This window comes from Pseudomonas sp. UBA4617, from assembly GCF_002386445.1.
GTDB lineage: Bacteria > Pseudomonadota > Gammaproteobacteria > Pseudomonadales > Pseudomonadaceae > Aquipseudomonas.
On record NZ_DGIR01000054.1, the window covers coordinates 1 to 25,008 of the forward strand.

Consider the following 25,008-nt stretch of genomic DNA (forward strand, 5'->3'; position numbering starts at 1 on the left):
TGTGCAGTACCTGTGGGAGCGGGTTTACCCCGCGAAGAGGCCAGTGCCGTTTCAGAGCCTTACACTGGCAAAGGTCGACTCGTTGCGCGCCTGGCTCAAGGCGGCCATCGGGCCGCTGTGCGGCGACAGGGTCATGGCCTGCGGGATCGGCATCATGGCCACCTGTTGCGCGGTATTGGAACCCACACGCTCGTCACGCGGCGGAATGCCGAAATACTCGCGGTAGCACTTGGAGAAGTGCGGGGTCGACACGAAGCCGCATACCGAGGCCACCTCGATGATCGACATCGGCGTCTGCTTCAGCAACTGCCGGGCGCGGATCAGGCGCAGCTTCAGGTAATAGCGCGATGGCGAACAGTGCAGGTACTTCTGGAACAGCCGCTCGAGCTGGCGGCGCGATACCGACACGTACACCGCCAGTTCATCCAGGTCGATCGGCTCTTCGAGGTTGGCCTCCATCAACGCGACGATCTCCTGCAGCTTCGGCTGGTTGGTGCCGAGCATGTGCTTGAGCGGCACGCGCTGGTGGTCCTGTTCGTTGCGAATACGCTCGTAGACGAACATCTCCGAGATCGCCGCCGACAGCTCGCGGCCATGGTCGCGGCTGATCAGGTGCAGCATCATGTCCAGCGGCGCGGTGCCGCCGGAGCTGGTAAAGCGGTTACGGTCCAGGGTGAACAGGCGGGTACTCATGTTCACCCGCGGGTAGGCCTCCTGCATGGCCGCCAGGCATTCCCAGTGCACGCTGCAATCGAAACCGTCAAGCAGGCCGGCGCAAGCCAGTGCCCAGCTGCCGGTGCACACCGCACCCAGGCGGCGCGACTGGCGGGCCTGGGCCTGCAGCCAGGTGACATGCTCACGGGTAACGGTGCGCTGGATGCCGACGCCGCCGCAGACGATGACGGTGTCCATCGGCGGGGCGCTGTGCATGGCCGCGTCCGGGGTGATCTGCAGGCCGTCGCTGGCCCACACCTGGCCGCCATCGACGGTCAGGGTGTGCCAGCGGTACAGCTCGCGACCGGACAGCTGGTTGGCCATGCGCAGCGGCTCTACGGCCGATGCCAGGGAAATCAGGGTGAAATTGTCCAGAAGGAGAAACCCGATGGACTGGGGGGTTGTGCGGTTCTGGGTTGGGTTCCCGGAGGTGTACGACGTCATCGCGATTTCTCCTCACACAAATGCAGGGTGTGTGCCTCAGGCGGGCACTGATTTTCTTGTTATGGCCCCCGGGTTCATGTGCAGGGGGCTTGTTTCCAATATCAACGCAAAGGCCGTGCCTGAAATTGAACGGCCATCCAAAAAAACCTGAAAACGACGCCTTCCTCCGGCAAATCAGGTACTTCGATCGCGTTGACTGGTCTTCGCAAAGCACCGTCCTAGCGCTTCGCATGCAGCAACTGAGCAATTTGGTGACACGCAATGTGCAGGTTGCCCAGAAACGACACTATTGAGTGTCACCGACAATGCTCGTACTGATAGCGACAGCCGACGATTGGTCAGCTCAGGTCACGCACTGAAACAGGGCACGGCGCACTTGAAACGTTCAAGGGCCTCATCGCGGATGACGCTGCTCCTACAGGGAATGCATGACCCTGCAGGAACGGATTCATCCGCGATGAGGCCCTCAAGGGGACTCGACACTCAGCATTCGATGGCGCTGACGGCCAGGCCACCGCGCGAGGTCTCCTTGTATTTGTCGTGCATGTCGGCCCCGGTGTCACGCATGGTGCGGATCACCTGGTCGAGGGAAATGAAGTGCTCGCCGTCACCACGCAAGGCCATCTGCACCGCATTGATGGCTTTCACCGCAGCAATGGCGTTGCGCTCGATGCACGGCACCTGGACCAACCCGCCAACCGGGTCGCAGGTCAGGCCGAGGTTGTGTTCCAGGGCGATTTCGGCGGCGTTTTCCACCTGCGGCGGGGTCGCCCCCAGCACTTCGGCCAGCCCGGCCGCGGCCATGGCACAGGCCGAGCCGACTTCGCCCTGGCAGCCAACCTCGGCACCGGAAATCGACGCGTTCTTCTTGCACAGGATGCCTACCGCAGCCGCGGCGAGGAAGAAGTCGACCACGCTGGATTCGGTTACCGCGTCACTGAAGCGCATGTAGTAATGCAGCACCGCCGGAATGATGCCGGCAGCGCCGTTGGTCGGCGCGGTGACCATGCGCCCACCGGCAGCGTTCTCTTCGTTGACCGCGAGGGCGAACAGGTTGACCCATTCCATGGCGCTCATGGTCGAGCCGATCACGTTGGGCTTGCCGATTTCCTGCAGGCTGCGGTGCAGCTTGGCAGCGCGACGCCGCACATTCAGGCCGCCGGGCAACGTGCCTTCGTACTTCAGGCCATTGTTGACGCACTCCTGCATGGCCTCCCAGAGCTTGTGCAGGCCGGCGCGGATCTCTTCCTCGCTGCGCCAGACCTTCTCGTTGGCCATCATCAATTGCGACACGCTGAGGTCGTTTTGCTTGCACAGGCGCAGCAGCTCGGCGGCGCTGTTGAAGTCGTATGGCAGCTCGGTCTGGTCGGCATCCAGCACGCCACTGGCAGCCTGGGCGGCATCGACCACGAAGCCGCCACCCACCGAGTAGTAGGTGTCGCGGTGCAGCTCGCCCTGCTCGCCTTCGGCAATCAGGGTCATGGCGTTGGGATGGTACGGAAGGTTCTCGTCCAGCAGCAGCATGTCGCGGGCCCAGATGAACTCGATGGGCAGGCGGTTATCCAGCAGCAGCGTGCCGGTTTCCCGCAGGTCGGCGATACGCGGCACGATCTGGGTCGGGTCAATGGCATCAGGCCATTCGCCCATCAGGCCCATGATGGTGGCGTTGTCGGTGCCGTGACCGATGCCGGTGGCCGACAGCGAGCCATACAGGCGCACTTCGATCCGCTTCACACGCTCCAGCTCGCCGCGTTCGCGCAGGCCCTGAACGAACAGGGCGCCGGCACGCATGGGGCCGACGGTGTGGGAGCTGGAAGGCCCGACACCGATCTTGAACAGGTCGAACACGCTGATGGCCATTGTCGAATCACCTCTTGCTGGGCTTGTCTCTGCGCGCCATGCGCAGGGCGGGGCAGCTGCTAGGCTGAAGCAGCAGGCCGCCTTGAATGCACGCATCATCGGGCTTTTGTCGTAGCCCTCGCCGTCTGCAACCGACGTAATTTTGTCCAGCAGCGCCGCACGATTCCGGCCCTCAGCACGCCGTTTTACGGCGGCCTGGTGACGTAAAAATGCGGCCGAGGGGGTGGAAAAATCCATAAGCGACATCGTCTGTACTGGATACGACCCGTTCCGTACTGGTTACGACTCCACCAGTAGGCGATTGCCCAGCGCTGGAGGATTATCGAAAGCGACTCGTAAAGCACGGCCACGCATCCTGCCCTCTGCAGGCCTTGTCGACCGGACACCCAGAATGCCCGGCGACCCACGCGAACCCGAAGACAAAATCCACAGGAGTCCATCCATGAAAGGTTCACTCTCGCTGTTGCTGGCTGCGATGCTGACAGCGCCCGTGCTGGCCCATGCCGCCGAGCCCGAGCAATGTCAGACGGTCAGGTTCTCGGATGTCGGCTGGACCGACATCACGGTCACCACCGCCACCACCAGCGTTGTGCTCGAAGCACTGGGTTACAAGACCCACACCACCATGATCTCGGTACCGGTGACCTACAAGTCGCTGGCCACCGGCAAGGACCTGGATGTGTTTCTCGGCAACTGGATGCCGACCATGGAGAACGACATCAAGCAGTATCGCGACGCCGGCACCGTAGAAACCGTGCGCGCCAACCTGGAGAACGCCAAGTACACCCTGGCAGTGCCCCAGGCGCTGTATGACAAGGGCCTGAAGGATTTCAGCGACATTCCCAAGTTCAAGAAGGAACTCGACAGCAAGATCTACGGCATCGAGCCGGGCAACGATGGCAACCGCACCATCCAGAGCATGATCGACAAGAACGCCTTCGGCCTGAAAGACGCCGGTTTCAAGATCGTGCAGTCCAGCGAGGCCGGCATGCTGTCGCAGGTCGACCGTGCGCAGAAGCGCGGCGAAGCCATCGTGTTCCTCGGTTGGGAACCGCACCCGATGAACACCCGTTTCAAGATGCAGTACCTGACCGGCGGGGACGACTTCTTCGGCCCCGAGTTCGGCAAGGCGACCGTATTGACCAACACCCGCAAGGGCTATGTGCAGGAATGCAGCAACGTTGGCCAGCTGTTGAAGAACCTGTCGTTCGAGCTCAAGGATGAAAGCACCATGATGGGCTATGTCCTGGACGACAAGATGAAACCCGAAGCGGCGGCCAAGAAGTGGCTCAAGGAAAACCCAGCCAAGCTGGATGCCTGGCTGGCCGGTGTGACTACCGTGGACGGCAAACCAGGCCTCGAGGCAGCCAAGGCCAAGCTGACGCAATAACGAAATATGCAATAGCGCTACCCCGGGGCCGGAGCGTGTCTGCCCCGGGTTGAGTTCAATCTATGCAGGTGGAAGCTCGCTATCATGCTTATCGATCAGAAAATACCCCTGGGACAGTACATCGCGTCGTTCGTCGAATGGCTGACCCAGAACGGCGCGAATTATTTCGACGCCATCGCCCAAGGCCTGGAGTTCATGATCCATGGCGTCACCAGTGCCCTGACCTGGTTCAACCCGTTCGTCCTAATCGCCCTGTTCGCCGCCCTGGCGCACCTGATCCAGCGCAAGTGGGCGCTGACCGCATTCGTTGCCCTGTCGTTCCTGCTGATCCTCAACCTGGGTTACTGGCAGGAAACCATGGAAACCCTGGCGCAGGTCACCTTCGCCACGGTGGTGTGCGTGGCCATCGGCGTGCCGCTGGGCATCGTCGCCGCACACAAGCCAATGTTCTACACCGCCATGCGCCCGGTGCTCGACCTGATGCAGACGGTCCCCACCTTCGTCTACCTGATTCCCACCCTGACCCTGTTCGGTCTGGGTGTGGTGCCGGGGCTGATCTCGACGGTGGTGTTCGCCATCGCCGCGCCGATCCGCCTGACCTACCTGGGCATCTGTGATGTACCGCAGGAGCTGATGGACGCCGGCAAGGCGTTTGGCTGCTCGCGCCGCCAGCTGCTAACCCGTATCGAACTGCCGCACGCGATGCCGAGCATCGCCGCCGGCGTAACCCAGTGCATCATGCTGTCGCTGTCGATGGTGGTGATTGCCGCCCTGGTCGGCGCTGACGGCCTGGGCAAACCTGTGGTCAACGCACTGAACACCGCTGATATCTCCCTGGGCTTCGAAGCGGGCCTGGCGATCGTGCTGCTGGCGATCATGCTCGACCGTATCTGCAAGCAACCGGACCTGCCGGCAAGGGGTGAAGCATGAGTATCATTCGATTCGAAGACGTCGACGTCATCTTCTCCAGCAAGCCGCGCGAGGCGCTGGCGCTGCTCGACCAAGGCAAGACCCGCGAGCAGATCCTCAAGGAAACCGGCCTGGTGGTGGGTGTCGAGAAGGCCAACCTGGACATCCAGAAGGGCGAGATCTGCGTACTGATGGGCTTGTCAGGCTCGGGCAAGTCGAGCCTGCTGCGTTGTATCAACGGCCTCAACACTGTCAGCCGCGGCAAGCTGTTCGTCGAACACGAAGGCAAGCACATCGACATTGCCCACTGCACCCCGGCCGAGCTGAAGATGATGCGCACCAAGCGCATTGCCATGGTGTTCCAGAAGTTTGCCCTGATGCCTTGGCTGACAGTGCGCGAGAACATCAGCTTTGGCCTGGAAATGCAGGGCCGGCCTGAGAAGGAACGGCGCAAGCTGGTTGACGAGAAACTCGAACTGGTGGGTCTGGCCCAGTGGCGCAACAAGAAGCCGGACGAACTGTCTGGCGGCATGCAACAGCGCGTGGGCCTGGCCCGGGCGCTGGCGATGGATGCCGACATCCTGCTGATGGACGAACCGTTCTCGGCACTCGACCCGCTGATCCGCCAGGGCCTGCAAGATGAGTTGCTGGGCCTGCAGGCGAAGCTGAGCAAGACCATCGTGTTCGTCAGCCACGACCTGGACGAGGCGTTGAAGCTGGGTAGTCGCATCGCGATCATGAAGGACGGGCGGATCATCCAGTACAGCAAGCCGGAAGAGATCGTGCTGAACCCGGCCGACGAATATGTGCGCACCTTCGTCGCTCATACCAACCCACTGAACGTATTGTGCGGCCGCAGCCTGATGCGCAGCCTGGACAAGTGCAAGCGGGTCAACGGCTCGGTGTGCCTGGACCCGGGCGGCGATTCCTGGCTGGACCTGGGCGAAGGCAACTCGATCAAGCGTGCGCGTCAGGGCCAGAACGGCCTGGAGATGCAGAACTGGGCACCGGGGCAGTCGGTGGAAGGCCTGGGCCGCAAGCCAACCCTGGTGCAGGCGGATATCGGCATGCGTGATGCGCTGCAGATTCGCTACCACACCGGCAACAAGCTGGTGCTGCAGGAAAATGACAAGGTGGTGGGTATTCTCGGCGACAGCGAGCTGTATCACGCGCTGCTGGGCAAGAACCACGGTTGATGGCATTGGGGCCGCCTTGCGGCCCATCGCGGCTAAAGCCGAGCCTGCAGGAGAACAGGTGTTCCTGTAGGCGCGGCTTTAGCCGCGATGGGCTGCAAAGCAGTCCCAATCACTGTTTCAGCGCACCACGATTCCGCGCGAAGCCATGTAGGCCTTGGCTTCCGGCACCGTGTACTCACCAAAGTGGAAGATGCTGGCCGCCAACACCGCACTGGCATGCCCTTCGAGAATGCCGTCAGCCAGGTGCTGCAGGTTACCCACCCCCCCGGACGCGATGACCGGAATACCCAGGGCATCGCTGATCGCGCGGGTGACGCCCAGGTCGAAGCCGTTCTTCATGCCGTCCTGGTCCATGCTGGTCAGCAGGATCTCGCCGGCTCCCAGGCCCTCCATCTTCTTCGCCCACTCCACTGCATCCAGCCCGGTCGGCTTGCGCCCACCGTGGGTGAAGATTTCCCAGCGCGGTGCTTCACCCGGCGCGGAAACTTTCTTGGCATCGATGGCTACGACGATGCACTGCGAACCGAAACGGTCGGCCGCCTCGCCGACGAACTCCGGGTTGAACACTGCGGCCGTATTGATCGAGACCTTGTCGGCACCGGCATTGAGCAGGTTACGGATGTCCTGCACGGTGCGCACGCCACCGCCCACGGTCAGCGGGATGAACACCTGGCTGGCCATGCGTTCGACGGTATGCAAGGTGGTGTCGCGGCCATCGACGCTGGCGGTGATGTCGAGGAAGGTGATTTCGTCGGCACCTTGCTCGTCGTAGCGACGGGCGATTTCCACCGGGTCGCCGGCATCACGGATGTTCTCGAACTTGACGCCCTTGACCACCCGGCCGTTATCCACGTCCAGGCAAGGGATGATGCGCTTGGCCAGTGCCATGGTTCAGTCCTCAGCCTTGGTAGTTGTCGCAGAAGGCCTGGGCCTCGGCAACATCGAGGGTGCCTTCGTAGATGGCACGGCCGGTAATGGCACCGATGATCCCCGGGGCCTTGGCGTCCAGCAGGGCCTGGATGTCGCCCAGGTTGTGGATACCGCCCGAGGCGATCACCGGGATCGAAGTCGCTTCTGCCAGCGCCTTGGTGAAGGGCACGTTGCAGCCCTGCATCATGCCGTCCTTGGCGATGTCGGTGTAGACGATCGCCGAGACGCCATCGGCCTCGAAACGCTTGGCCAGGTCGATGACCTGCACCGAGCTGACTTCGGCCCAGCCGTCGGTGGCGACGAACCCGTCCTTGGCGTCCAGGCCGACGATGACCTTGCCCGGGAAGGCCTTGCACGCTTCGGCGACGAACTCTGGCTGCTTGACCGCCTTGGTGCCGATGATCACGTAGCTGACGCCGGCCTTGACGTAGTGCTCGATGGTTTCCAGCGAGCGGATGCCACCACCGATCTGTATCGGCAGGGTCGGGTAGCGCTTGGCAATGGCGGTAACCACTTCACCATTGACCGGCTGGCCTTCGAAGGCGCCGTTGAGGTCGACCAGGTGCAGGCGGCGGCAGCCACCTTCGACCCACTTGGCGGCCATGCTCACCGGGTCGTCGGAAAATACCGTGGAGTCTTCCATGCGGCCCTGGCGCAGGCGCACGCAGGCACCGTCCTTCAGATCGATAGCGGGGATAATCAGCATCTTGGGAACCTGTCTGTTCTTGGGGTTTCAGGGCTTTTCGAGCGCCCACAGATCGCTTTCGATGCTGTCGAACCGCTCCTTGAGGTGCAGCTGAACATCGGCAATCGCCCTGTTGTAGTAATGGGGTGCAATTTCCTTGCTGAACACATCGAGGACCTCGGCCACCTCGAACGAACCCAGCGTCAACTCGAAACGGTCTTCGAGGAAGCGCTTGAGCGTGTCGAGCGCTGCGCGCTCCTGCTCGGGGGCCAGGGTGACGACCGGGGCCTTGGTCTTCGATCTGCTCATTTACCAGCGCCCGTCCCAGGCGACGAAGTTCTGCAGCAGCTGCAGGCCATGGGTATGGCTCTTCTCCGGGTGGAACTGCACGGCGAAGCGCGAGCCATCGGCCAGCGCCGCAGCAAAGTCGACGCCGTAATGGCCGCGCCCGACCACCTGCGCCGGCTTGCCGGCATCGATGTAGTAACTGTGCACGAAATAGAAGCGCGCACGGTCGGGGATGTCATGCCACAACGGGTGGTGGTTGGTCTGGCCGACCTCGTTCCAGCCCATGTGCGGCACCTTGAGGTGCTCGCCGTCTTCCTTGAGGTCCTTGCCGAAGAAGCGCACCTGGCCGGGGAACAGGCCAATGCAGTCGACACCGTCGTTTTCTTCACTGTGCTCCAGCAGTGCCTGCATGCCTACGCAGATACCCAGGAACGGGCGGTCCTGGCTGACTTCACGCACCAGGCTGTCGAAGCCCAGGCGGCGGATTTCAGCCATGCAGTCGCGAATCGCGCCCACACCGGGGAACACCACGCGATCGGCCTCGCGGATGACTGCGGCATCGCTGGTGACCAGTACCTTGCCGGCCCCTACGTGCTCGAGCGCCTTGGCCACCGAGTGCAGGTTGCCCATGCCATAGTCGATTACGGCTACCGTCTGCATTTACAGGCACCCTTTGGTGGAAGGCATCTGCCCGGCCATGCGCTCGTCGAGGGTGATGGCCATGCGCAGGGCGCGGCCGAAGGCCTTGAACACGGTTTCGATCTGGTGGTGGGTATTGTGGCCACGCAGGTTGTCGATATGCAGGGTCACCAGGGCGTGGTTGACGAAGCCCTGGAAGAATTCCTGGAACAGGTCGACGTCGAAGCCACCGACGGTAGCGCGGGTGTAAGGCACATGCATCTGCAGGCCCGGGCGACCGGAAAAATCGATGACCACGCGCGACAGCGCTTCGTCCAGCGGTACGTAGGCATGGCCGTAGCGGAAGATGCCCTTCTTGTCACCGATGGCCTGGGCAAATGCCATGCCCAGGGTGATACCGACGTCCTCGACGGTATGGTGATCGTCGATATGCAGGTCACCCTTGCACTCGATATCCAGATCAATCAGCCCGTGGCGGGCGATCTGGTCCAGCATGTGTTCAAGGAAAGGCACACCGATATCGAACCGGGCCTTGCCACTGCCATCGAGGTTGATCGAGCACTTGACCTGGGTTTCCAGGGTGTTGCGCTCGACGGACGCCTTACGTTCAACCATCACCAGCTCCGCAAAATCATTGGGCGAAAAGGGCTTCATTATAGGCCCAGAACGCGCCCGCTTGAAACGCGGATGACATATGGCAAGGCAAGGAACTCTGGGGATGGACGGGCCTACAGGTCTATACAACCTGGTACATGGGGCTGCTTTGCAGCCCATCGCGGCGCGAGGCCGCTCCTACACAGGATCGCGCACTCCCGACGCTCACGCGATCCCTTAGGAGCGGCCTTGCGCCGCGAAAGGGGCGCAAGGCGCCCCCAGGCTGGCACATCAATGGAACAGCACAGCCGTCTTCTGCAGGGTCACCCAAACACCCCAAGCCAGCGGCACGACCACCACCGCCCAGGCCAGCAGCACCAGCGGCAGGCTGCCCGGCGCTGCTTTCCACTCCAGCGACTGGACACCATCGGCGCCCTTGTCGTGGCTCAGCGCACGCTCGGCAGCCAGCTCGGCATCGCTCATGAAGTACTTGTCGGCCACCGGGCGCACCAGCGTGTTGCAGACAAAGCCCAGCACCAGCAGGCCGGCCAGGATGTACAGCGTCATGTCATAGGCTGCGGCACGTTCAACCCCGGCGGCCAGTTGGTATTCGCGCAGGTAGGTGATCAGCACCGGCCCCAGCACACCCGCCGCCGCCCAGGCGGTCAGCAGGCGACCGTGAATGGCGCCGACCATCTGCGTGCCGAACAGGTCGGCCAGGTACGCCGGTACGGTGGAGAAGCCACCACCATACATCGACAGGATGATGCAGAACGCCGCCACGAACAGGGCCACGTTACCCAGGTGCCCCATGTTCGGCACCAGGCTGTACAGGCCAACCCCGAGCGCGAAGAACGCGAAGTAGGTGTTCTTGCGGCCAATGTAGTCGGAGAACGAAGCCCAGAAGAACCGCCCACCGATATTGAACAGGCTCAGCAAGCCGGTGAAGCCGGCGGCGATCGCGGCAATTTGCGCCAGCTGGGCGCTGTTTAGTTCGCTGAAGCTCAACCCGTTGCCCAGCAGTTTCCCGGCGAACACTTCCTGCAGCAACGGCGAGGCCATGCCGAGAATGCCGATACCCGCCGAAACATTCAGGCACAGCACCAGCCAGATCAACGCGAATTGTGGAGTTTTCCACGCCACGCTGACATGCACGTGGCGGTCGGTGACCATGGTGTTGCCGGCTTTCTTCAGCGGCGCAGTGAAGCCTTCGGGCTTCCAGCCGGTCGGTGGCACGCGATACGCCAAGGCGCCGGCAGTCATGAACACGAAGTAGATAGCGGCCATGGCCACGAAGCTCTGCCACACCCCCACTTCCTGAGCGTTGCCGAAGTGCCCCATCAGCGCAGTGGCCAGCGGTGCACCGACCATGGCGCCGCCGCCAAAGCCCATGATCGCCATGCCGGTGGCCATGCCGCGTTTGTCCGGGAACCACTTGATCAGGGTCGAGACCGGCGAAATGTAACCCAGCCCAAGGCCGATACCGCCGATTACACCGGAGCCCAGCCACATCAGCCACAGCTGGTGGGTTTTTACGCCCACGGCCGAGATCAGCATGCCGCCACACCAGCACAGCGCCGAGACCAGGCCAGCCTTGCGTGGGCCGGCGTGCTCCAGCCAGCCGCCCAGCACCGCGGCCGAGCAACCGAGGAAGACGAAGAACAAGGTGTAGATCCAGCTCAGCATCGAGATCGGCCAGTCGCATTCGGCGCTGAACATGCGGGCCATGAAGCCCATGTCCGCCGCGCAGGCGACCGGGGCGGTGATGCCGAGGGCTTGCGACAGAGGTAGCCAGAACACCGAGAAGCCATAAGCCATGCCGATGCACAGGTGAATGGCCAGGGCGGCCGGCGGAACCAGCCAACGGTTGAAGCCCGGGCGGGCGATAATGCGCTCCTTCGACAGGAAGCCTGGCGCACTGACCAGGGCCCCCGCCGCGACGGTACTGCTCATGGGATCGAATCCTTCTTATATGGGGAGAGTGCAGCAAAGCGGCGCAAGGGTAGCAGCATCAAGTAGCGTGAAGGCAATCTGATATTGCAATTTTTTGCTCGGCTGAAACGGTCATGCTTGGTAACGGCCACACTTTCGGAACTGACGACGCCCAGGCTGTCGAAAGCCGTATCCTGTGCTTTACACGTAGGAAATGCCCTGTATCTCTTGTCGAATACGCAGGGACAACCACTGCAGCGCTATACTCTGGCGCTTGAATTTCAAACGGACTACAAGGACTCGCCCATGAAAGCGTTCGGCAAAATCCTGGGACTTGGGCTTCTCGGGTTGCTGCTGATCATCGTGGCGCTGGGCTTCGCCCTGACCCACCTCTTCGATCCCAACGACTACAAAGACGAGATTCGCCAGCTGGCTCGCGACAAGGCACACGTCGAGCTCACCCTCAACGGTGATATCGGCTGGAGCCTGTTCCCGTGGCTGGGGCTGGAGCTGCACGAAGCAAGCATCGCCACCTTGAACAAACCCAAGGAGCCGTTCGCCGACCTGCAGATGCTGGGCCTGTCGGTGCGTGTGCTGCCGCTGCTGCGCCGCGAAGTGCAGATGAGCGACGTACGCGTCGAGGGTCTGAACCTGAACCTGGCGCGTGACGAACAGGGCCATGGCAACTGGGAAGACATCGGCAAGCCGTTGCCCGCACAGGACGCCGGCGCGCAAGCCGATGCCCCGGCCCAGGCACCCGCCGAACAGCAACCGGCACCGGCTACCAGCGACGGCCGTGCGGTCAAGCTGGACATCGACAGCCTGACCGTGAACAACGCCCGCGTGCAGTACACCGATGCCAAGACCGGCCACAGCTATAGCGCCGAGAGCATCCAGCTGAGCACCGGCCCGGTCCACGAAGGCGCGAACATTCCGCTCAAGGCCAGCGCCTTCCTCAGCGCCAGCCAGCCGAACATCAAGGCCCGCACCGAACTGGCCGGCGAGCTGCGCTTCGACCGCAAGCTCAAGCGCTACAACTTCGAAGACATGCGCCTGTCGGGCGAAACCTCGGGTGAGCCAACCGGCGGCAAGACTGTAACCTTCGCCGCGCAGGGCCAGTTGCTGGTCGACCTGGGCGCCAATGTCGCTTCGTGGAGCGGCCTGAAAGTCTCGGCCAACCAGCTGCGTGCCCTGGGTGAGCTGAACCTGCGCGACCTGGACAAGACACCCCAGCTGAGCGGCGGCCTGTCTATCGCCCAGTTCGACCTGCGTATGTTCCTCGACAGCATTGGTCGCCCGCTGCCGGCCAGCAACGATCCGGCAGCCTTCTCCAGGCTGGAAATGGTCACCCGCCTGCAAGGCACGCCGCACAGCCTGGCCCTGGAAGACCTGGCCGTGAAGCTGGACGACAGCACCTTCACTGGCCGCGTGGCCATTGAAGACTTCGCCAGGCAGGCCCTGCGCCTGCAGCTCAAAGGCGATACCTTCGACGCCGACCGCTACCTGCCGGCCAAGAGCGAACAGGCCAAGGGCGCTACTGCCGCACGCCAGGCCGAGGTCAAGCAGCAGGAAGCCAGCGCGGTCGCCGGTGCAGGTACCACGCCGCTGCCCAACGCCCCGACCCAGGTTGCCTGGAGCGACGACAAGCTGCTGCCGGTGGACCGCCTGCGCGCCCTCGACTTGCAGGCTGACCTGGCCTTTGGCTCGCTGACCCTGGACAAACTGCCGATCGAAGACGCCCAGCTCAAGGCCGTCGGCCAGGGCGGCCTGCTGACCCTGCAAACCCTGCGCGGTGGCCTGTACAACGGCACGTTCGAGGCCAAGGGTACCGTCGATGTTCGCCCTGCCGTGCCGCAACTGGGCGTGAACACCAACATCCAGCGGGTGCCGGTAGAGCACTTCATCAAGACCGAGGGCAAGGAACAGCAGCCGCCGGTCAAAGGCCTGCTGACCCTGACCAGCGACCTGACCGCCACCGGCAACAGCCAGAAGGCCCTGGTCGATACCCTCAACGGCAACGCCAATTTCGTCATCAACGACGGCGTGCTGGTCAATGCCAACCTGGAACAGCAACTGTGCCAGGCCATTGCCACGCTCAACCGCAAATCGCTGAGCGGCGAACCTCGTGGCAAGGACACCCCCTTCCAGGAACTGCGCGGTAGCCTGGTGGTACGCAATGGGGTCGCCAGCAACCCGGACCTCAAGGCGCGCATCCCGGGCCTCACCGTCAACGGCCAGGGTGACCTCGACCTGCGCGTGCTGGGCATGGACTACAAGGTCGGCGTGGTTGTTGAAGGCGACCAGCGTGCCATGCCTGACCCGGCCTGCCAGGTCAACGAACGCTATGTTGGCGTTGAAGTGCCACTGCGTTGCCGTGGCCCGCTGGAGCTGGGCGCCAAGGCCTGCCGCCTGGACCAGGATGGCATGGGCAAGGTCGCTGCCAAGCTGGCCGGCAACCGCCTGCAGGAAAAGATCGACGAAAAACTCGGAGACAAAGTGAGCCCGGAAGTGAAAGACGCGCTCAAGGGGCTGTTCAAGCGATGACCCCAGAGCAGTTCTCCAGCGCTGTGCTGGATTGGTATGACGAACACGGCCGGCACGACCTGCCCTGGCAGCAGGGCATCACCCCGTACCGGGTGTGGGTGTCGGAGATCATGCTGCAGCAGACCCAGGTCAGCACCGTGCTCAACTACTTCGACCGCTTCATGCAGGCCCTGCCGACCGTGCAGGCCCTGGCCGAGGCGCCGGAGGACGAGGTGCTGCACCTGTGGACCGGCCTGGGCTACTACACCCGCGCGCGCAACCTGCAGAAGGCTGCGAAGATCGTGGTCGCGCAGCATGGTGGCGAATTCCCGCGCAGTGTCGAGCAGCTCACCGAGCTGCCCGGCATCGGTCGCTCTACCGCGGGCGCCATCGCCAGCATCAGCATGGGTATCCGCGCACCGATCCTCGACGGCAACGTGAAACGCGTGCTGGCCCGCTACACTGCCCAGGCCGGCTACCCTGGCGAGCCCAAGGTGGCCAACCAGCTGTGGGCCACGGCCGAGCGCTTTACCCCGCAGCAGCGCGCCAACCACTACACCCAGGCGATGATGGACATGGGCGCCACGCTGTGCACCCGCAGCAAGCCCAGTTGCCTGATCTGCCCACTGCGGCGGGGCTGCGAAGCGCACCTGCACGGCGAACAAACCCGCTACCCGGAACCCAAGCCGCGCAAGGCGCTGCCACAACGGCGCACGCTGATGCCGCTGCTGGCCAACCACGATGGCGCCATCCTGCTTTACCGCCGCCCGTCCAGCGGGCTGTGGGGTGGCTTGTGGAGCCTGCCGGAACTGGACGACATCGGCCAGCTCGACGACCTCGCCTACCAGCACGGCCTGCGCCTGGCCGAAAGCCGCGCCATGGACGGCCTGACCCATACCTTCAGCCACTTCCAGCTGGCGATCGAGCCCTGGCTGGTGCGCGTCGACCCGGTCGGCCAGCACGTGGCCGAGGCCGACTGGCTCTGGTATAACCTCGCCACCCCGCCGCGCCTGGGCCTTGCCGCCCCGGTGAAAAAATTGCTCAAACGCGCGGCCGACGAACTGATTGCAGGAGACGCCCGATGACCCGCACCGTGATGTGCCGCAAGTACAAAGAAGAACTGCCAGGCCTGGACCGCCCGCCCTACCCCGGCGCCAAGGGCCAGGACATCTTCGAACACATCTCGCAGAAGGCATGGGCCGACTGGCAGAAACACCAGACCATGCTGATCAACGAAAAGCGCCTGAACATGATGAACGCCGAGGACCGCAAATTCCTCCAGGGCGAGATGGACAAGTTTTTCGCCGGCGAAGAGTACGCCCAGGCGGAAGGCTACGTACCACCCTCGGAATGACCCCACGGAACGTAAGCGACGGAATTAATTTAAAATTTTTTCAAAAAGTCGTTGACGAGCGGTCTGAAAGTCTATTTAATTCACCTCGTCGCCCAGATAGCTCAGTCGGTAGAGCAGAGGATTGAAAATCCTCGTGTCGGCGGTTCGACTCCGTCTCTGGGCACCACCTTCAGCTTCTGGTGGTTGCAAAGTTACCCGAAGCGACAACAAGAAACCCGCCTGGTGCGGGTTTTTTGTTGTCTGTGTTTTTGCATTGATCCGCATCAAACAGCCACTTTTCGCCCACCTTCATAATCGATGATGGACTTTCGAATCGATTCTGCAAGGACCTCCATGAGCGAAGAATCCCCCCTCCTGCTCCCCGCCCCCAGCGAACCCGTTGCCGCACCAGCCCGCACCCGCCGCCCACGCCAGCGCAAGCCAGAGCCGAGCATCACCCGCGTCAGCCAGCAACCCGCAGCCCTGGAAGTGGCCACAGCACCCAAAGGCAGCAACGAAGACAGCACTTCAGCCCGCCTGCCAGAAAGCTACCCCTACCGCACCCGGCTGCGCCGCCAGGAGTATGAAAAGGCCAAGCACGCGCTGCAGATAGAATTGCTGAAGGTGCAAAGCTGGGTGAAGGAAACCGGCCAGCGCGTGGTGATCCTGTTCGAGGGGCGCGATGCGGCGGGCAAAGGCGGGACCATCAAGCGTTTCATGGAGCACCTCAACCCACGCGGTGCGCGCATCGTGGCCCTGGAGAAGCCTTCAGAGCAGGAAAAAGGCCAGTGGTACTTCCAGCGCTACATCCAGCACTTGCCCACGGCGGGTGAAATGGTGTTCTTCGACCGCTCCTGGTACAACCGCGCCGGGGTCGAGAAGGTGATGGATTTCTGCACGCCACTGCAGTACCTGGAGTTCATGCGCCAGGCGCCGGAGCTGGAGCGCATGCTGTGCAACAGCGGCATCCTGCTGTTCAAGTACTGGTTCTCGGTGAACCGCGAAGAGCAGCTGCGCCGCTTCATTTCGCGCCGGGACGACCCGCTCAAGCACTGGAAGCTGTCACCCATCGACATCAAGTCGCTGGACAAGTGGGAGGACTATACCGCCGCCAAGGAGGCGATGTTCTTCCATACCGATACGGCCGATGCACCATGGACGGTGATCAAGTCCGATGACAAGAAGCGGGCGCGGATCAACTGTATCCGGCACTTCCTGCATTCGCTGGACTATCCAGGCAAAGACCCTCAGGTGGCATACGCACCGGACCCTCTGCTGGTAGGCCGAGCGTCACGCGGCTTCGAAGAAGATGAGACGCCACAGTCGGCAGCCTGAAGCCTGGCCACGCGATCGACAGACACCCGCAGCCTGAAGACAGACTGCGGGTCGAAGCTTATGCGCCCGACATGGAACGAACATTCTCGAACGTGTCTTCGGTCATGTGCCCCATGTAAGAGATGCTGTGTAGCTGAACCTCGCTGCCGTGTTCCTTGCTCTTTTCGATAATTGCCACGATGTCAGCCTTGGTAATTATCTGCTCGTTGCAACTGACGAAACCGGTTGGATAGTAAACGCTACCATCGTCCATGTAGCCGTACAGGGTGACAAGATAAAAGTGCTTCATGATCCTCTCCTCCAGCGCAAACCTGTGCATTGTGCGGATGCCGTATTGGCCTAGCGACACGCTGCCAGCCAACAGGCGCGGCAGCGGGAGAGAACTTACGGAGGGTTCACGCCCGGCATAATCTGGATGCTTATCCCGGACACACCTCACCGAGCTACGTTGCGCCGGAGTGCGGCTTGGGTTTATCGGGCAATTGCGCTTCAATATGCGCAATTTCAGATAACAGGATTCCCCATGGCCACCCCTACCAAGCAACAGAAACGTGCCAAACGCGCTGCCAGCAAGGCCAAACAGAACCGCATGGTGCGCAGTGGCCAGGCGGTAAAGGCCAGCGCCGGTGACAGCGCCAGCGTCGAGCAGGTGTACAACAAGGCCATGGAGTCGGGCAGCTACGACGCGCTGTTCAAGAAGATGAAGGAAGCCCAGGAGGGCGGCCTGGTACCGATGATCTCGGTGTTCCTGGTAGACCCACTGCTGGGCCTGGTGCTCAAGGGGCACAAGGAAGAACACGCCACCGACTATATCGTGCTGGTGTTCAACGCCTACCGTAAGTGGCTGGACGGGGCCGATGAAGAAGCCACCATGGCCTGGCTGGAAAGCGACGAATTCCAGGCAGCCTATGTGGCAGCCTCGGAGCTGGTTGCCAAGCAGCAACAGCAGCAGAAGCAGTTTGGCTGACAGGGCTGTATTACCTGCCCGGTGATAGGGCCGCACCAGGCAATAAAAAAGGCCGCGCCCTGCACAGGACGCGGCCTTTTCATAACAGCCAGCGCGGATCAGTTATCCAGCGCCACCCGCCCGGCAGCTTCACGCTTGCGGTGCACCAGCAAGCCAGCCGCCACCACACCAATGCTCAGCAGCGCGGTCGCGATGATTTCGGCACGGTGGTCTTCACGCAGCGCCATCACCACCAGGATTGCAATGATGAAGGCAATGGTCGCCCAGGTCAGGCCTGGGAACAGCCACATTTTGAAGGTGATCTTCTCGCCACGGGCCTCACGCTGGGCGCGCATGCGCAGCTGTGAAACGGCAATCACCAGGTACACCAGCAGGGCAATGGCACCCGAGCTGGCCAGCAGGAACTCGAACACCTGGGCCGGGGCCACGAAGTTGGCGAACACGCAGAGGAACGCCGCTGCGGTGGACAGCAGTACCGCCACGTGCGGGGTCGCCGACTTGGTGGTGCGCTGGGCGATGGCCGGGGCGTCACCGCGCTTGCTCAGCGAGAACAGCATGCGCGACGAGGTGTACAGCGCCGAGTTCAGGCAGCTGGTGACGGCGATCAGCACGACGATGTCGACGATAAGCTTGGCGTTCGGCACACCGATGAGGCTCAGCACGGTCTGGTAGGAGCCGGTTTCGGCCAGCGCCGGGTCGTTCCACGGCACCAGGGCCACAACGAGGAAGATCGACACCAGGTAGAACAGGCAGATACGCCAGATGACCGAGTTGGTAGCACGGCTGATCTGCTTGCCCGGGTCCTTCGACTCGGCCGCGGCGATGGTGACGATTTCGGTACCCATGAACGAGAACATGGTGGTCAGCATGGCTGCCAGCACCGCGCCAAGGCCATTGGGCATGAAGCCCTGGGTGTCGAACAGGTGGCTGGCACCGCTGACCTGGCTGCTCGGCACGAAGCCGAACAAGGCAGCACAACCCACGGCGATGAAGCCGATGATCGCCAGGACCTTGAGCAGGGCGAACCAGAACTCGAACTCGCCATAGTTCTTCACGCTGCACAGGTTGGTCAGGGTCAGCGCCAGGGTTATGACCAGGGAGAACGCCCACAGGTCAACCGCAGGGAACCAGGCATGCAGGATGGCTGCGGCAGCGTTGGCTTCCAGCGGAATAACCAGCACCCAGAACCACCAGTAAAGCCAGCCGATGGTGAAACCGGCCCAGCGCCCGATGGCGCGGTCGGCATAAGTAGAGAACGAACCGGTGTCAGGCGAGGCGACCGCCATTTCACCCAACATGCGCATGACCAGCACAACCAGCGTGCCCGCGGCAGCATAAGCCAGCAGCACGGCAGGGCCGGCAGCGGCAATGGCGTGGCCGGAGCCAACGAAGAGGCCGGCACCGATCACGCCAGCGATGGACAGCATGGTCACATGCCGTTGTTTGAGCCCCTGAGCGAGGTCATTGGAATTGTTACCGCTCATAAAACTACCTTTGTAAGGAGGTGGACCACGCCGACTGCGGGTGTAAAGCGCACCAAGGGTTGACCTGGGCGTCGCTGCAATCGGCGGTTTCCTGCTGGCAATAAGCGCGCCATGTGCTGAAAGCATTCGTCAGAAAGCCCGGGAGGCCTTTCCACACGCGGTTCGGAGGGCTTTCGGCCAAGAGCTGACCGAAAGGGCATCAAACTGTCGGATTACTGAAATACCCACTTACAAACGCACCAAAGGTGCTCCTCGGTAACACCTTTGCACCGATGCAAAGCAAAAAAGTGCAACCTATGGGTACAACCCCATACCGTGCGAAGGCCTCCGCAGGCGAACCCGTTTTCTCGGGATCTGCTACCTTGTCAGTCCGGAACTACCCGCGAATGGTCTAAAACCGCTTCCATGAGCCGGCCAAAGCTGGCACCATCGCGCCTTTTTTCATCAAGGCTCTGGTGCTGGGCGAGACCTTCGCGGACATCCGCGCGACGTTGCGCTGCAGCGATGCGACAAACTGCCCCACCAGCGCCCCGAGCACCTGGCGCCCCTGTTGGCCGCCGCGATACCGCTATGCTAGCTTGGCGCTCGCCAGGAAGGCCGCCAACAGCTGGGAACGCACCCGAACACAATGAGGACCGCACATGGCTCAGGCCACGCCCGCGCTGGAAATCCGCAACCTGCACAAACGCTACGGCGAGCAGGAAATTCTCAAGGGCATTTCGCTGACCGCACGCGACGGTGACGTGATCTCCATCCTGGGGTCGTCCGGCTCCGGCAAGTCCACCCTGCTGCGCTGCATCAACCTGCTCGAGAACCCGCACCAGGGCGAAATCCTGGTCGCCGGTGAAGCGCTCAGGCTTAAGGCCGCCAAGAACGGTGACCTGGTCGCCGCCGACAATCGCCAGATCAACCGCCTGCGCAGCGAGATCGGCTTCGTCTTCCAGAACTTCAACCTGTGGCCGCACATGTCGATCCTCGACAACATCATCGAGGCGCCCCGCCGCGTACTTGGCCAGAGCAAGGCCGAGGCCATCGAAGCCGCCGAAGCACTGCTGAACAAGGTCGGCATCTACGACAAGCGCCACAGTTACCCCGCCCAGCTTTCCGGTGGCCAGCAACAGCGTGCCGCCATTGCCCGTACCCTGGCCATGAAGCCCAAGGTCATCCTGTTCGACGAGCCAACTTCGGCACTCGATCCGGAAATGGTCCAGGAAGTGCTAAACGTTATCCGCGCATTGGCCGAAGAAGGCCGTACCATGCTGCTGGTCACGCACGAGATGAGCTTTGCCCGGCATGTGTCCAGTGAAGTCGTCTTCCTGCACCAGGGCCTGGTCGAAGAGCAGGGATCGCCGCAGCAGGTGTTCGAGAACCCGACCTCGGCGCGTTGCAAGCAATTCATGTCCAGCCACCGTTAACGGAGCAATACATGCACACTTACAAGAAGTTTCTCCTGGCAGCTGCTGCCACGCTGGTGATGTCGGCCAACGCCATGGCCGCAGAAAAACTGCGCATGGGTATCGAGGCCGCTTACCCACCGTTCAACAACAAGGATGCCAGCGGTAACGTGGTCGGCTTCGACAAGGACATCGGCGACGCCCTGTGCGCCAAGATGAAAGTCGAATGCTCGGTCGTCACCTCGGACTGGGACGGCATCATCCCGGCGCTGAATGCCAAGAAGTTCGACTTCCTGGTGTCGTCGCTGTCGATCACTGACGAGCGCAAGCAGGCAGTGGACTTCACCGACCCGTACTACTCCAACAAGCTGCAGTTCATCGCGCCGAAGAACGTCGACTTCAAGACCGACAAGGCCTCGCTCAAGGGCAAGGTGATCGGCACCCAGCGCGCCACCCTGGCCGGCACCTGGCTGGAAGACAACTACGGCGATGACGTAGAGATCAAGCTGTATGACACCCAGGAAAACGCCTACCTCGACCTGGTCTCCGGCCGCATCGACGGTATCCTCGCCGACAAGTACGTGCAGTACGAGTGGCTGAAGAGCAAGGACGGCATGAACTTCGAGTTCAAGGGCGAGCCGGTGATGGACAGCGACAAGATCGGCATTGCCGTGCGCAAGGGCGACGACAAGCTGCGCAACGACCTGAACAAAGCCCTGGCAGAAATCAAGGCCGACGGTACGTACAAGAAGATCAACGACAAGTACTTCCCGTTCAGCATCGAATGACCCGCCCTGACTGGCGCGCCCTTGCGGCGCGCCAGTCCCTAGAATGACCTGCCCATGAATATCGACCTGCACGGATTCGGTCCGGCCATGATGGCCGGTACCCTGATGACCGTAAAACTGGCGCTTTGCGCCTTGCTGCTGGGCCTGGTGCTGGGCCTGCTCGGCGCCCTGGCCAAGACTTCCTCGGTCAAGCCTTTGCAATGGCTTGGCGGCTTCTATTCGACCCTGGTACGCGGCGTGCCCGAACTGCTGTGGGTCCTGCTTATCTACTTCGGCACCGTAGGCTTGATGAATGCCCTCGGTGAAGCCCTGAACATGCCGGGCCTGGAGCTCAGCGCCTTCGCGGCGGGGGTGATTGCCCTGGGCCTGTGCTTCGGCGCCTACGCCACCGAAGTGTTCCGTGGCGCCATCCTGGCAATCCCCAAGGGCCACCGTGAGGCCGGCCTGGCGCTGGGCCTGTCCAAGGGCCGCATCCTGTCGCGGATCATCCTGCCGCAGATGTGGCGCATCGCCCTGCCAGGCCTTGGCAACCTGTTCATGATCCTGATGAAGGACACTGCACTGGTGTCGGTGATCGGCCTGGAAGAAATCATGCGCCACGCGCAAATCGGCGTGACCGTGACCAAGGAGCCATTCACCTTCTACATGGTCGCCGCCTGCATCTACCTGAGCCTGACCATCATTGCCATGACCGGCATGCACTTCATGGAAAAACGCGCCGCTCGCGGCTTTGCGAGGGCCGTGCAATGAACTGGGAAGTGATCATCAAATGGCTGCCCCGCCTGGCCCAGGGTGCGACCCTGACCCTGGAGCTGGTAGCCATCGCCGTGGTGGCCGGGCTGATCCTGGCCATCCCGCTGGGCATCGCCCGCTCCTCGCGCCACTGGTACGTGCGCGCCGTGCCGTTCAGCTACATCTTCTTCTTCCGCGGTACGCCGCTGCTGGTGCAGCTGTTCCTGGTCTACTACGGCCTGGCGCAATTCGACGTGGTGCGTTCGAGTTCGCTGTGGCCCTACCTGCGCGATCCGTTCTGGTGCACGGTGCTGACCATGACCCTGCACACCGCCGCCTATATCGCCGAGATCCTGCGCGGTGCGCTGCAGTCGATCCCCAAGGGCGAAATCGAGGCGGCACGCGCACTGGGCATGTCGCGTGGCAAGACGCTGTTCTACATCATGCTGCCGCGCGCCGCGCGTATCGGCCTGCCGGCGTACAGCAACGAAGTGATCCTGATGCTCAAGGCCAGCGCGCTGGCCAGTACCGTGACCTTGCTGGAACTGACCGGCATGGCCCGTACCATCATTGCCCGGACCTACCTGCCGGTAGAGATCTTCTTTGCCGCCGGGGTGTTCTACCTGGTGATCTCGTTCGTGCTGGTACAGGGCTTCAAGCTGCTGGAGCGCTGGCTGCGTGTGGATGCCTGCCAAGGGCGCTGACATCTCCTGGCCTTCTTCGCGGGCGTGCCCGCGAAGAAGCCCTCAAACCCACCGCACATCCTTGCCATGCCAAGCCACCTCCACAGCCAGCACCTGAGCACCCGTTTCCAGGCCCTCGACCAGTTCCTGATCGAGCACCAGCGGCTGTGGAAACCCCGTCCCTTCAGCACCCTGCAGCTGGACTGGGAAACCGCATATCCCGAGCTTGCCGCCCACCTGCGCCAATGCTCCCTGGCAGACGCCGAAAGCGAAAGCACCGCCGCGAGCTTACCCGCCCCATTCCCACAGCTGGCCCGGCAAGCCCAACAGCTCTCTACCCTCGGCAACCTCCCGGCCACCGACCTTCGCCCCGCCGCCCACCGCCTCGACGTCGCCGTTCCCGGCCGCAAATGGCAGCAGATCGAAGCCTTCGCCAGCCACCTGAGCTTCCGCGCGCAGCCGCGCCACTGGCTGGACTGGTGCGCCGGCAAAGGCCACCTCGGCCGCCGCCTGCTGCAACCCGGCCAGCACCTGACCTGTCTGGAATACGACGCCGCCCTGGTCGCCGCCGGCCAGGCCCTGAGTGCGCACCATCATTTGCCGGCGCAGCACCTGCAGCAGGATGTGATGGCCGAGGACAGCGCCCGCCACCTGGCAGACGACAAAACCGTGGTCGCCCTGCACGCCTGTGGCGACTTGCATGTACACCTGATACAGCTGGCCAGCCAGCAAGGCTGCCGGCAACTGGCCGTGGCCCCTTGCTGCTACAACCGCATTGCAGCGCAACAGTACCAGGCGTTATCCACAGCCGCGCAAGCGTCCAGCCTGCAGCTGTCGCTGGATGACCTGGGCCTGCCGCTGAGCGAAACCGTCACCGCAGGCGCCCGCGTCCGGCGCCAGCGCGACGCCTCCATGGCCCGGCGCCTGGGTTTCGACCTGCTGCAACGCCAGCAACGCCAGAGCGCCGATTACCTACCGACGCCTTCGTTGCCTGTGGCCTGGCTGGAAAAGCCTTTCGAGCAATACTGCCGCGACCTGGCCGAGCTCAAGCAACTGCAACTGACCGGCAACCCGGACTGGGCAGCCTTGGAAGCAGCCGGCTGGCAACGCCTGGCCGAGGTCCGTAACCTGGAGCGCGTGCGCAACCTGTTTCGTCGGCCGCTGGAGCTGTGGCTGGTACTGGATCGCGCCCTGTTTCTGGAAGAACGCGGCTATAACGTGCAACTGGGCCTGTTCTGCGACTACCCGCTGACCCCACGCAACCTGCTGATCCTCGCCGAACGCGACCGTTAGCCGCAGTACAACCTGTGGATAACTCTGTGCACAAGCTTTTGATTAGCTGTTGGATCCAAGCGCTATTTCAAGCGGCCGACTTATTCCGCCCGGTACTTCAAGCCCAGTAAAAACAGGCGTTTGCGCAAAGACCGACGGCGTATCGATCCGGCATGCGTTTCGCGCAAGCCATCAATGCCACTTGTGCATAAACATTTGTTGTGGTTGGCACGAGGGGCGTTGTCTGCTCAATGCGCCTTGTTTTTGGCAATCTCGACATCGTTCATCAGCGCCTTGGCGATGCCGCACAAATAGTCGGCTGCACCGAGGAATTTGTGGTCATCTTCCATATCCCCCTCGCGCACCAGGTGCTTGATGTAGCCCCATCCACCGGGATACCGGGCTCGACGCGTAGCAGGTTGAGGGACGGGTTACCGGCTGCGAGGAAGGTTTCCACGCCGGCGGTGGTAACGGGTTCAATGATGGCTTTCTTCATGGCATAAATCCTTATTCGGGGAAGGCACTGCCATAAATCTTTCTCACGGATTTGGGTGGCAGCCGTACGCGGGGTGAGAAACCGGTCGAATAAGGAAGCCCGGCCAGACCGAAGTCTGCCCGCGTACGGCCACCATAGATGGGTAGCGCTTATTCGAGTCGGGTTCTCACACCCGGTCGCCAGAGCGACCCGAAAACGGTATCCGTGAGCCATTTCCCCGACAACAGCGATACTTCAGCGGCGCGCGTAGGATAGGTCCGAAGCACCCAAACCTTGAAGCATCTGGCCCCAAGTTCAGAATTGTCTGATCCCTGTCTCCAGTGCGGCGCGGCACCTTTGGGAACGCGATAACCCGCGAAGAGCCCTGGCCAGGCCACACAAGGCTAATGCTCGACCACCGCAACGGTGTATCATTCGCCC

At 62.4% G+C, this 25,008-nt stretch carries 23 protein-coding genes, 1 tRNA gene and 1 pseudogene; 14 read left to right on the forward strand and 11 right to left on the reverse strand.

The genetic code is table 11. From position 1 onward, the window contains the following. Positions 1 to 51 precede the first annotated feature (51 nt). Both B4L76_RS22395 and B4L76_RS22400 read right to left on the reverse strand, forming a co-directional pair. Positions 52 to 1,158, reverse strand: coding sequence for a GlxA family transcriptional regulator (locus tag B4L76_RS22395; RefSeq protein WP_296235274.1), 1,107 nt, complete (start codon positions 1,156 to 1,158; stop codon positions 52 to 54). A 483-nt stretch (positions 1,159 to 1,641) separates the two neighbouring features. Next, the gene (locus tag B4L76_RS22400; RefSeq protein ID WP_296235275.1) at positions 1,642 to 3,018 is read right to left on the reverse strand and encodes an L-serine ammonia-lyase; all 1,377 of its coding nucleotides are present in this window, start codon (positions 3,016 to 3,018) and stop codon (positions 1,642 to 1,644) included. A gap of 442 nt (positions 3,019 to 3,460) precedes the next feature. Between B4L76_RS22400 and B4L76_RS22405 the strand changes: the two genes are divergently transcribed. The 3 genes from B4L76_RS22405 (at position 3,461) to choV (ending at position 6,513) form a co-directional block, all read left to right on the forward strand. Beyond that, positions 3,461 to 4,408 (forward strand): choline ABC transporter substrate-binding protein, encoded by a 948-nt coding sequence (locus B4L76_RS22405; RefSeq protein ID WP_296235276.1) that lies wholly within the window; start codon positions 3,461 to 3,463, stop codon positions 4,406 to 4,408. A gap of 81 nt (positions 4,409 to 4,489) precedes the next feature. Then, positions 4,490 to 5,338 (forward strand): choline ABC transporter permease subunit, encoded by an 849-nt coding sequence (choW, locus tag B4L76_RS22410; RefSeq protein ID WP_225780782.1) that lies wholly within the window; start codon positions 4,490 to 4,492, stop codon positions 5,336 to 5,338. Next, entirely contained in the window at positions 5,335 to 6,513 is a 1,179-nt protein-coding gene (gene choV / locus B4L76_RS22415) for a choline ABC transporter ATP-binding protein (protein WP_296235277.1), read from the forward strand. The genes choW and choV overlap by 4 nt, the downstream gene beginning before the upstream one ends. 117 nt (positions 6,514 to 6,630) lie before the next feature. Here choV and hisF read toward each other — a convergent pair whose 3' ends face one another. The 6 genes from hisF to B4L76_RS22445 all read right to left on the reverse strand — a co-directional run bounded on the left by hisF (position 6,631) and on the right by B4L76_RS22445 (position 11,602). Then, a complete protein-coding gene (gene hisF / locus B4L76_RS22420; RefSeq protein ID WP_200627245.1) occupies positions 6,631 to 7,401 on the reverse strand; it encodes an imidazole glycerol phosphate synthase subunit HisF in 771 nt (256 codons plus the stop codon). Positions 7,402 to 7,411: 10 nt separating this feature from the next. After that, a complete protein-coding gene (hisA, locus tag B4L76_RS22425) occupies positions 7,412 to 8,149 on the reverse strand; it encodes a 1-(5-phosphoribosyl)-5-[(5-phosphoribosylamino)methylideneamino]imidazole-4-carboxamide isomerase (RefSeq protein WP_296235278.1) in 738 nt (245 codons plus the stop codon). Positions 8,150 to 8,176: 27 nt separating this feature from the next. Next, entirely contained in the window at positions 8,177 to 8,437 is a 261-nt protein-coding gene (locus B4L76_RS22430; protein ID WP_296235279.1) for a DUF2164 domain-containing protein, read from the reverse strand. After that, a complete protein-coding gene (hisH, locus tag B4L76_RS22435; protein ID WP_170027853.1) occupies positions 8,438 to 9,076 on the reverse strand; it encodes an imidazole glycerol phosphate synthase subunit HisH in 639 nt (212 codons plus the stop codon). After that, a complete protein-coding gene (gene hisB / locus B4L76_RS22440) occupies positions 9,077 to 9,670 on the reverse strand; it encodes an imidazoleglycerol-phosphate dehydratase HisB (protein ID WP_087501952.1) in 594 nt (197 codons plus the stop codon). Positions 9,671 to 9,940: 270 nt separating this feature from the next. After that, positions 9,941 to 11,602, reverse strand: a complete 1,662-nt coding sequence (locus tag B4L76_RS22445; protein WP_296235280.1) for an OFA family MFS transporter — start codon at positions 11,600 to 11,602, stop codon at positions 9,941 to 9,943. Positions 11,603 to 11,887: 285 nt separating this feature from the next. Here B4L76_RS22445 and B4L76_RS22450 point away from each other — a divergent pair, with 285 nt between their 5' ends. From B4L76_RS22450 to ppk2, 5 genes are all read left to right on the forward strand, one after another. Then, entirely contained in the window at positions 11,888 to 14,125 is a 2,238-nt protein-coding gene (locus B4L76_RS22450; RefSeq protein WP_296235281.1) for an AsmA family protein, read from the forward strand. After that, positions 14,122 to 15,189: an A/G-specific adenine glycosylase gene (gene mutY, locus B4L76_RS22455; RefSeq protein WP_296235282.1), complete on the forward strand. Its 1,068-nt coding sequence runs from the start codon at positions 14,122 to 14,124 to the stop codon at positions 15,187 to 15,189. The genes B4L76_RS22450 and mutY overlap by 4 nt, the downstream gene beginning before the upstream one ends. Continuing rightward, the gene (locus B4L76_RS22460) at positions 15,186 to 15,458 is read left to right on the forward strand and encodes an oxidative damage protection protein (RefSeq protein WP_296235283.1); all 273 of its coding nucleotides are present in this window, start codon (positions 15,186 to 15,188) and stop codon (positions 15,456 to 15,458) included. Before mutY ends, B4L76_RS22460 begins: the two co-directional genes overlap by 4 nt. Positions 15,459 to 15,548: 90 nt before the next feature. After that, a tRNA-Phe gene (locus tag B4L76_RS22465) sits at positions 15,549 to 15,624 on the forward strand. 167 nt (positions 15,625 to 15,791) lie between these two features. Continuing rightward, positions 15,792 to 16,772 (forward strand): polyphosphate kinase 2, encoded by a 981-nt coding sequence (gene ppk2 / locus B4L76_RS22470; protein ID WP_296235284.1) that lies wholly within the window; start codon positions 15,792 to 15,794, stop codon positions 16,770 to 16,772. A gap of 58 nt (positions 16,773 to 16,830) precedes the next feature. On the opposite strand, the gene B4L76_RS22475 is transcribed toward ppk2, so the two are convergent. After that, a complete protein-coding gene (locus B4L76_RS22475) occupies positions 16,831 to 17,061 on the reverse strand; it encodes a hypothetical protein (RefSeq protein WP_296235285.1) in 231 nt (76 codons plus the stop codon). A gap of 234 nt (positions 17,062 to 17,295) precedes the next feature. Here B4L76_RS22475 and B4L76_RS22480 point away from each other — a divergent pair, with 234 nt between their 5' ends. After that, positions 17,296 to 17,739 carry a hypothetical protein gene (locus B4L76_RS22480; RefSeq protein WP_296235286.1) on the forward strand — a complete coding sequence of 148 codons (444 nt, stop codon included), beginning with the start codon at positions 17,296 to 17,298 and terminating at the stop codon, positions 17,737 to 17,739. A gap of 98 nt (positions 17,740 to 17,837) precedes the next feature. Here the strand turns inward: B4L76_RS22480 and gabP are convergent, their stop codons facing one another. After that, a complete protein-coding gene (gene gabP / locus B4L76_RS22485) occupies positions 17,838 to 19,223 on the reverse strand; it encodes a GABA permease (RefSeq protein WP_296235287.1) in 1,386 nt (461 codons plus the stop codon). A gap of 641 nt (positions 19,224 to 19,864) precedes the next feature. Here gabP and B4L76_RS22490 point away from each other — a divergent pair. The 5 genes from B4L76_RS22490 to B4L76_RS22510 all read left to right on the forward strand — a co-directional run bounded on the left by B4L76_RS22490 (position 19,865) and on the right by B4L76_RS22510 (position 24,113). Continuing rightward, a complete protein-coding gene (locus tag B4L76_RS22490; protein WP_296235288.1) occupies positions 19,865 to 20,638 on the forward strand; it encodes an ABC transporter ATP-binding protein in 774 nt (257 codons plus the stop codon). A gap of 11 nt (positions 20,639 to 20,649) precedes the next feature. Beyond that, positions 20,650 to 21,405, forward strand: a complete 756-nt coding sequence (locus tag B4L76_RS22495) for an ABC transporter substrate-binding protein (protein ID WP_296235289.1) — start codon at positions 20,650 to 20,652, stop codon at positions 21,403 to 21,405. Between the two features lie 54 nt (positions 21,406 to 21,459). Next, the gene (locus B4L76_RS22500; protein WP_296235290.1) at positions 21,460 to 22,155 is read left to right on the forward strand and encodes an ABC transporter permease; all 696 of its coding nucleotides are present in this window, start codon (positions 21,460 to 21,462) and stop codon (positions 22,153 to 22,155) included. Next, positions 22,152 to 22,841: an ABC transporter permease gene (locus tag B4L76_RS22505; RefSeq protein WP_170027845.1), complete on the forward strand. Its 690-nt coding sequence runs from the start codon at positions 22,152 to 22,154 to the stop codon at positions 22,839 to 22,841. Before B4L76_RS22500 ends, B4L76_RS22505 begins: the two co-directional genes overlap by 4 nt. Before the next feature lie 66 nt (positions 22,842 to 22,907). After that, a complete protein-coding gene (locus B4L76_RS22510; protein ID WP_296235291.1) occupies positions 22,908 to 24,113 on the forward strand; it encodes a methyltransferase in 1,206 nt (401 codons plus the stop codon). A gap of 227 nt (positions 24,114 to 24,340) precedes the next feature. On the opposite strand, the pseudogene B4L76_RS22515 reads toward B4L76_RS22510, so the two are convergent. Next, positions 24,341 to 24,588 (reverse strand): annotated as a pseudogene (locus B4L76_RS22515) (DUF3077 domain-containing protein). Positions 24,589 to 25,008 lie beyond the last annotated feature (420 nt).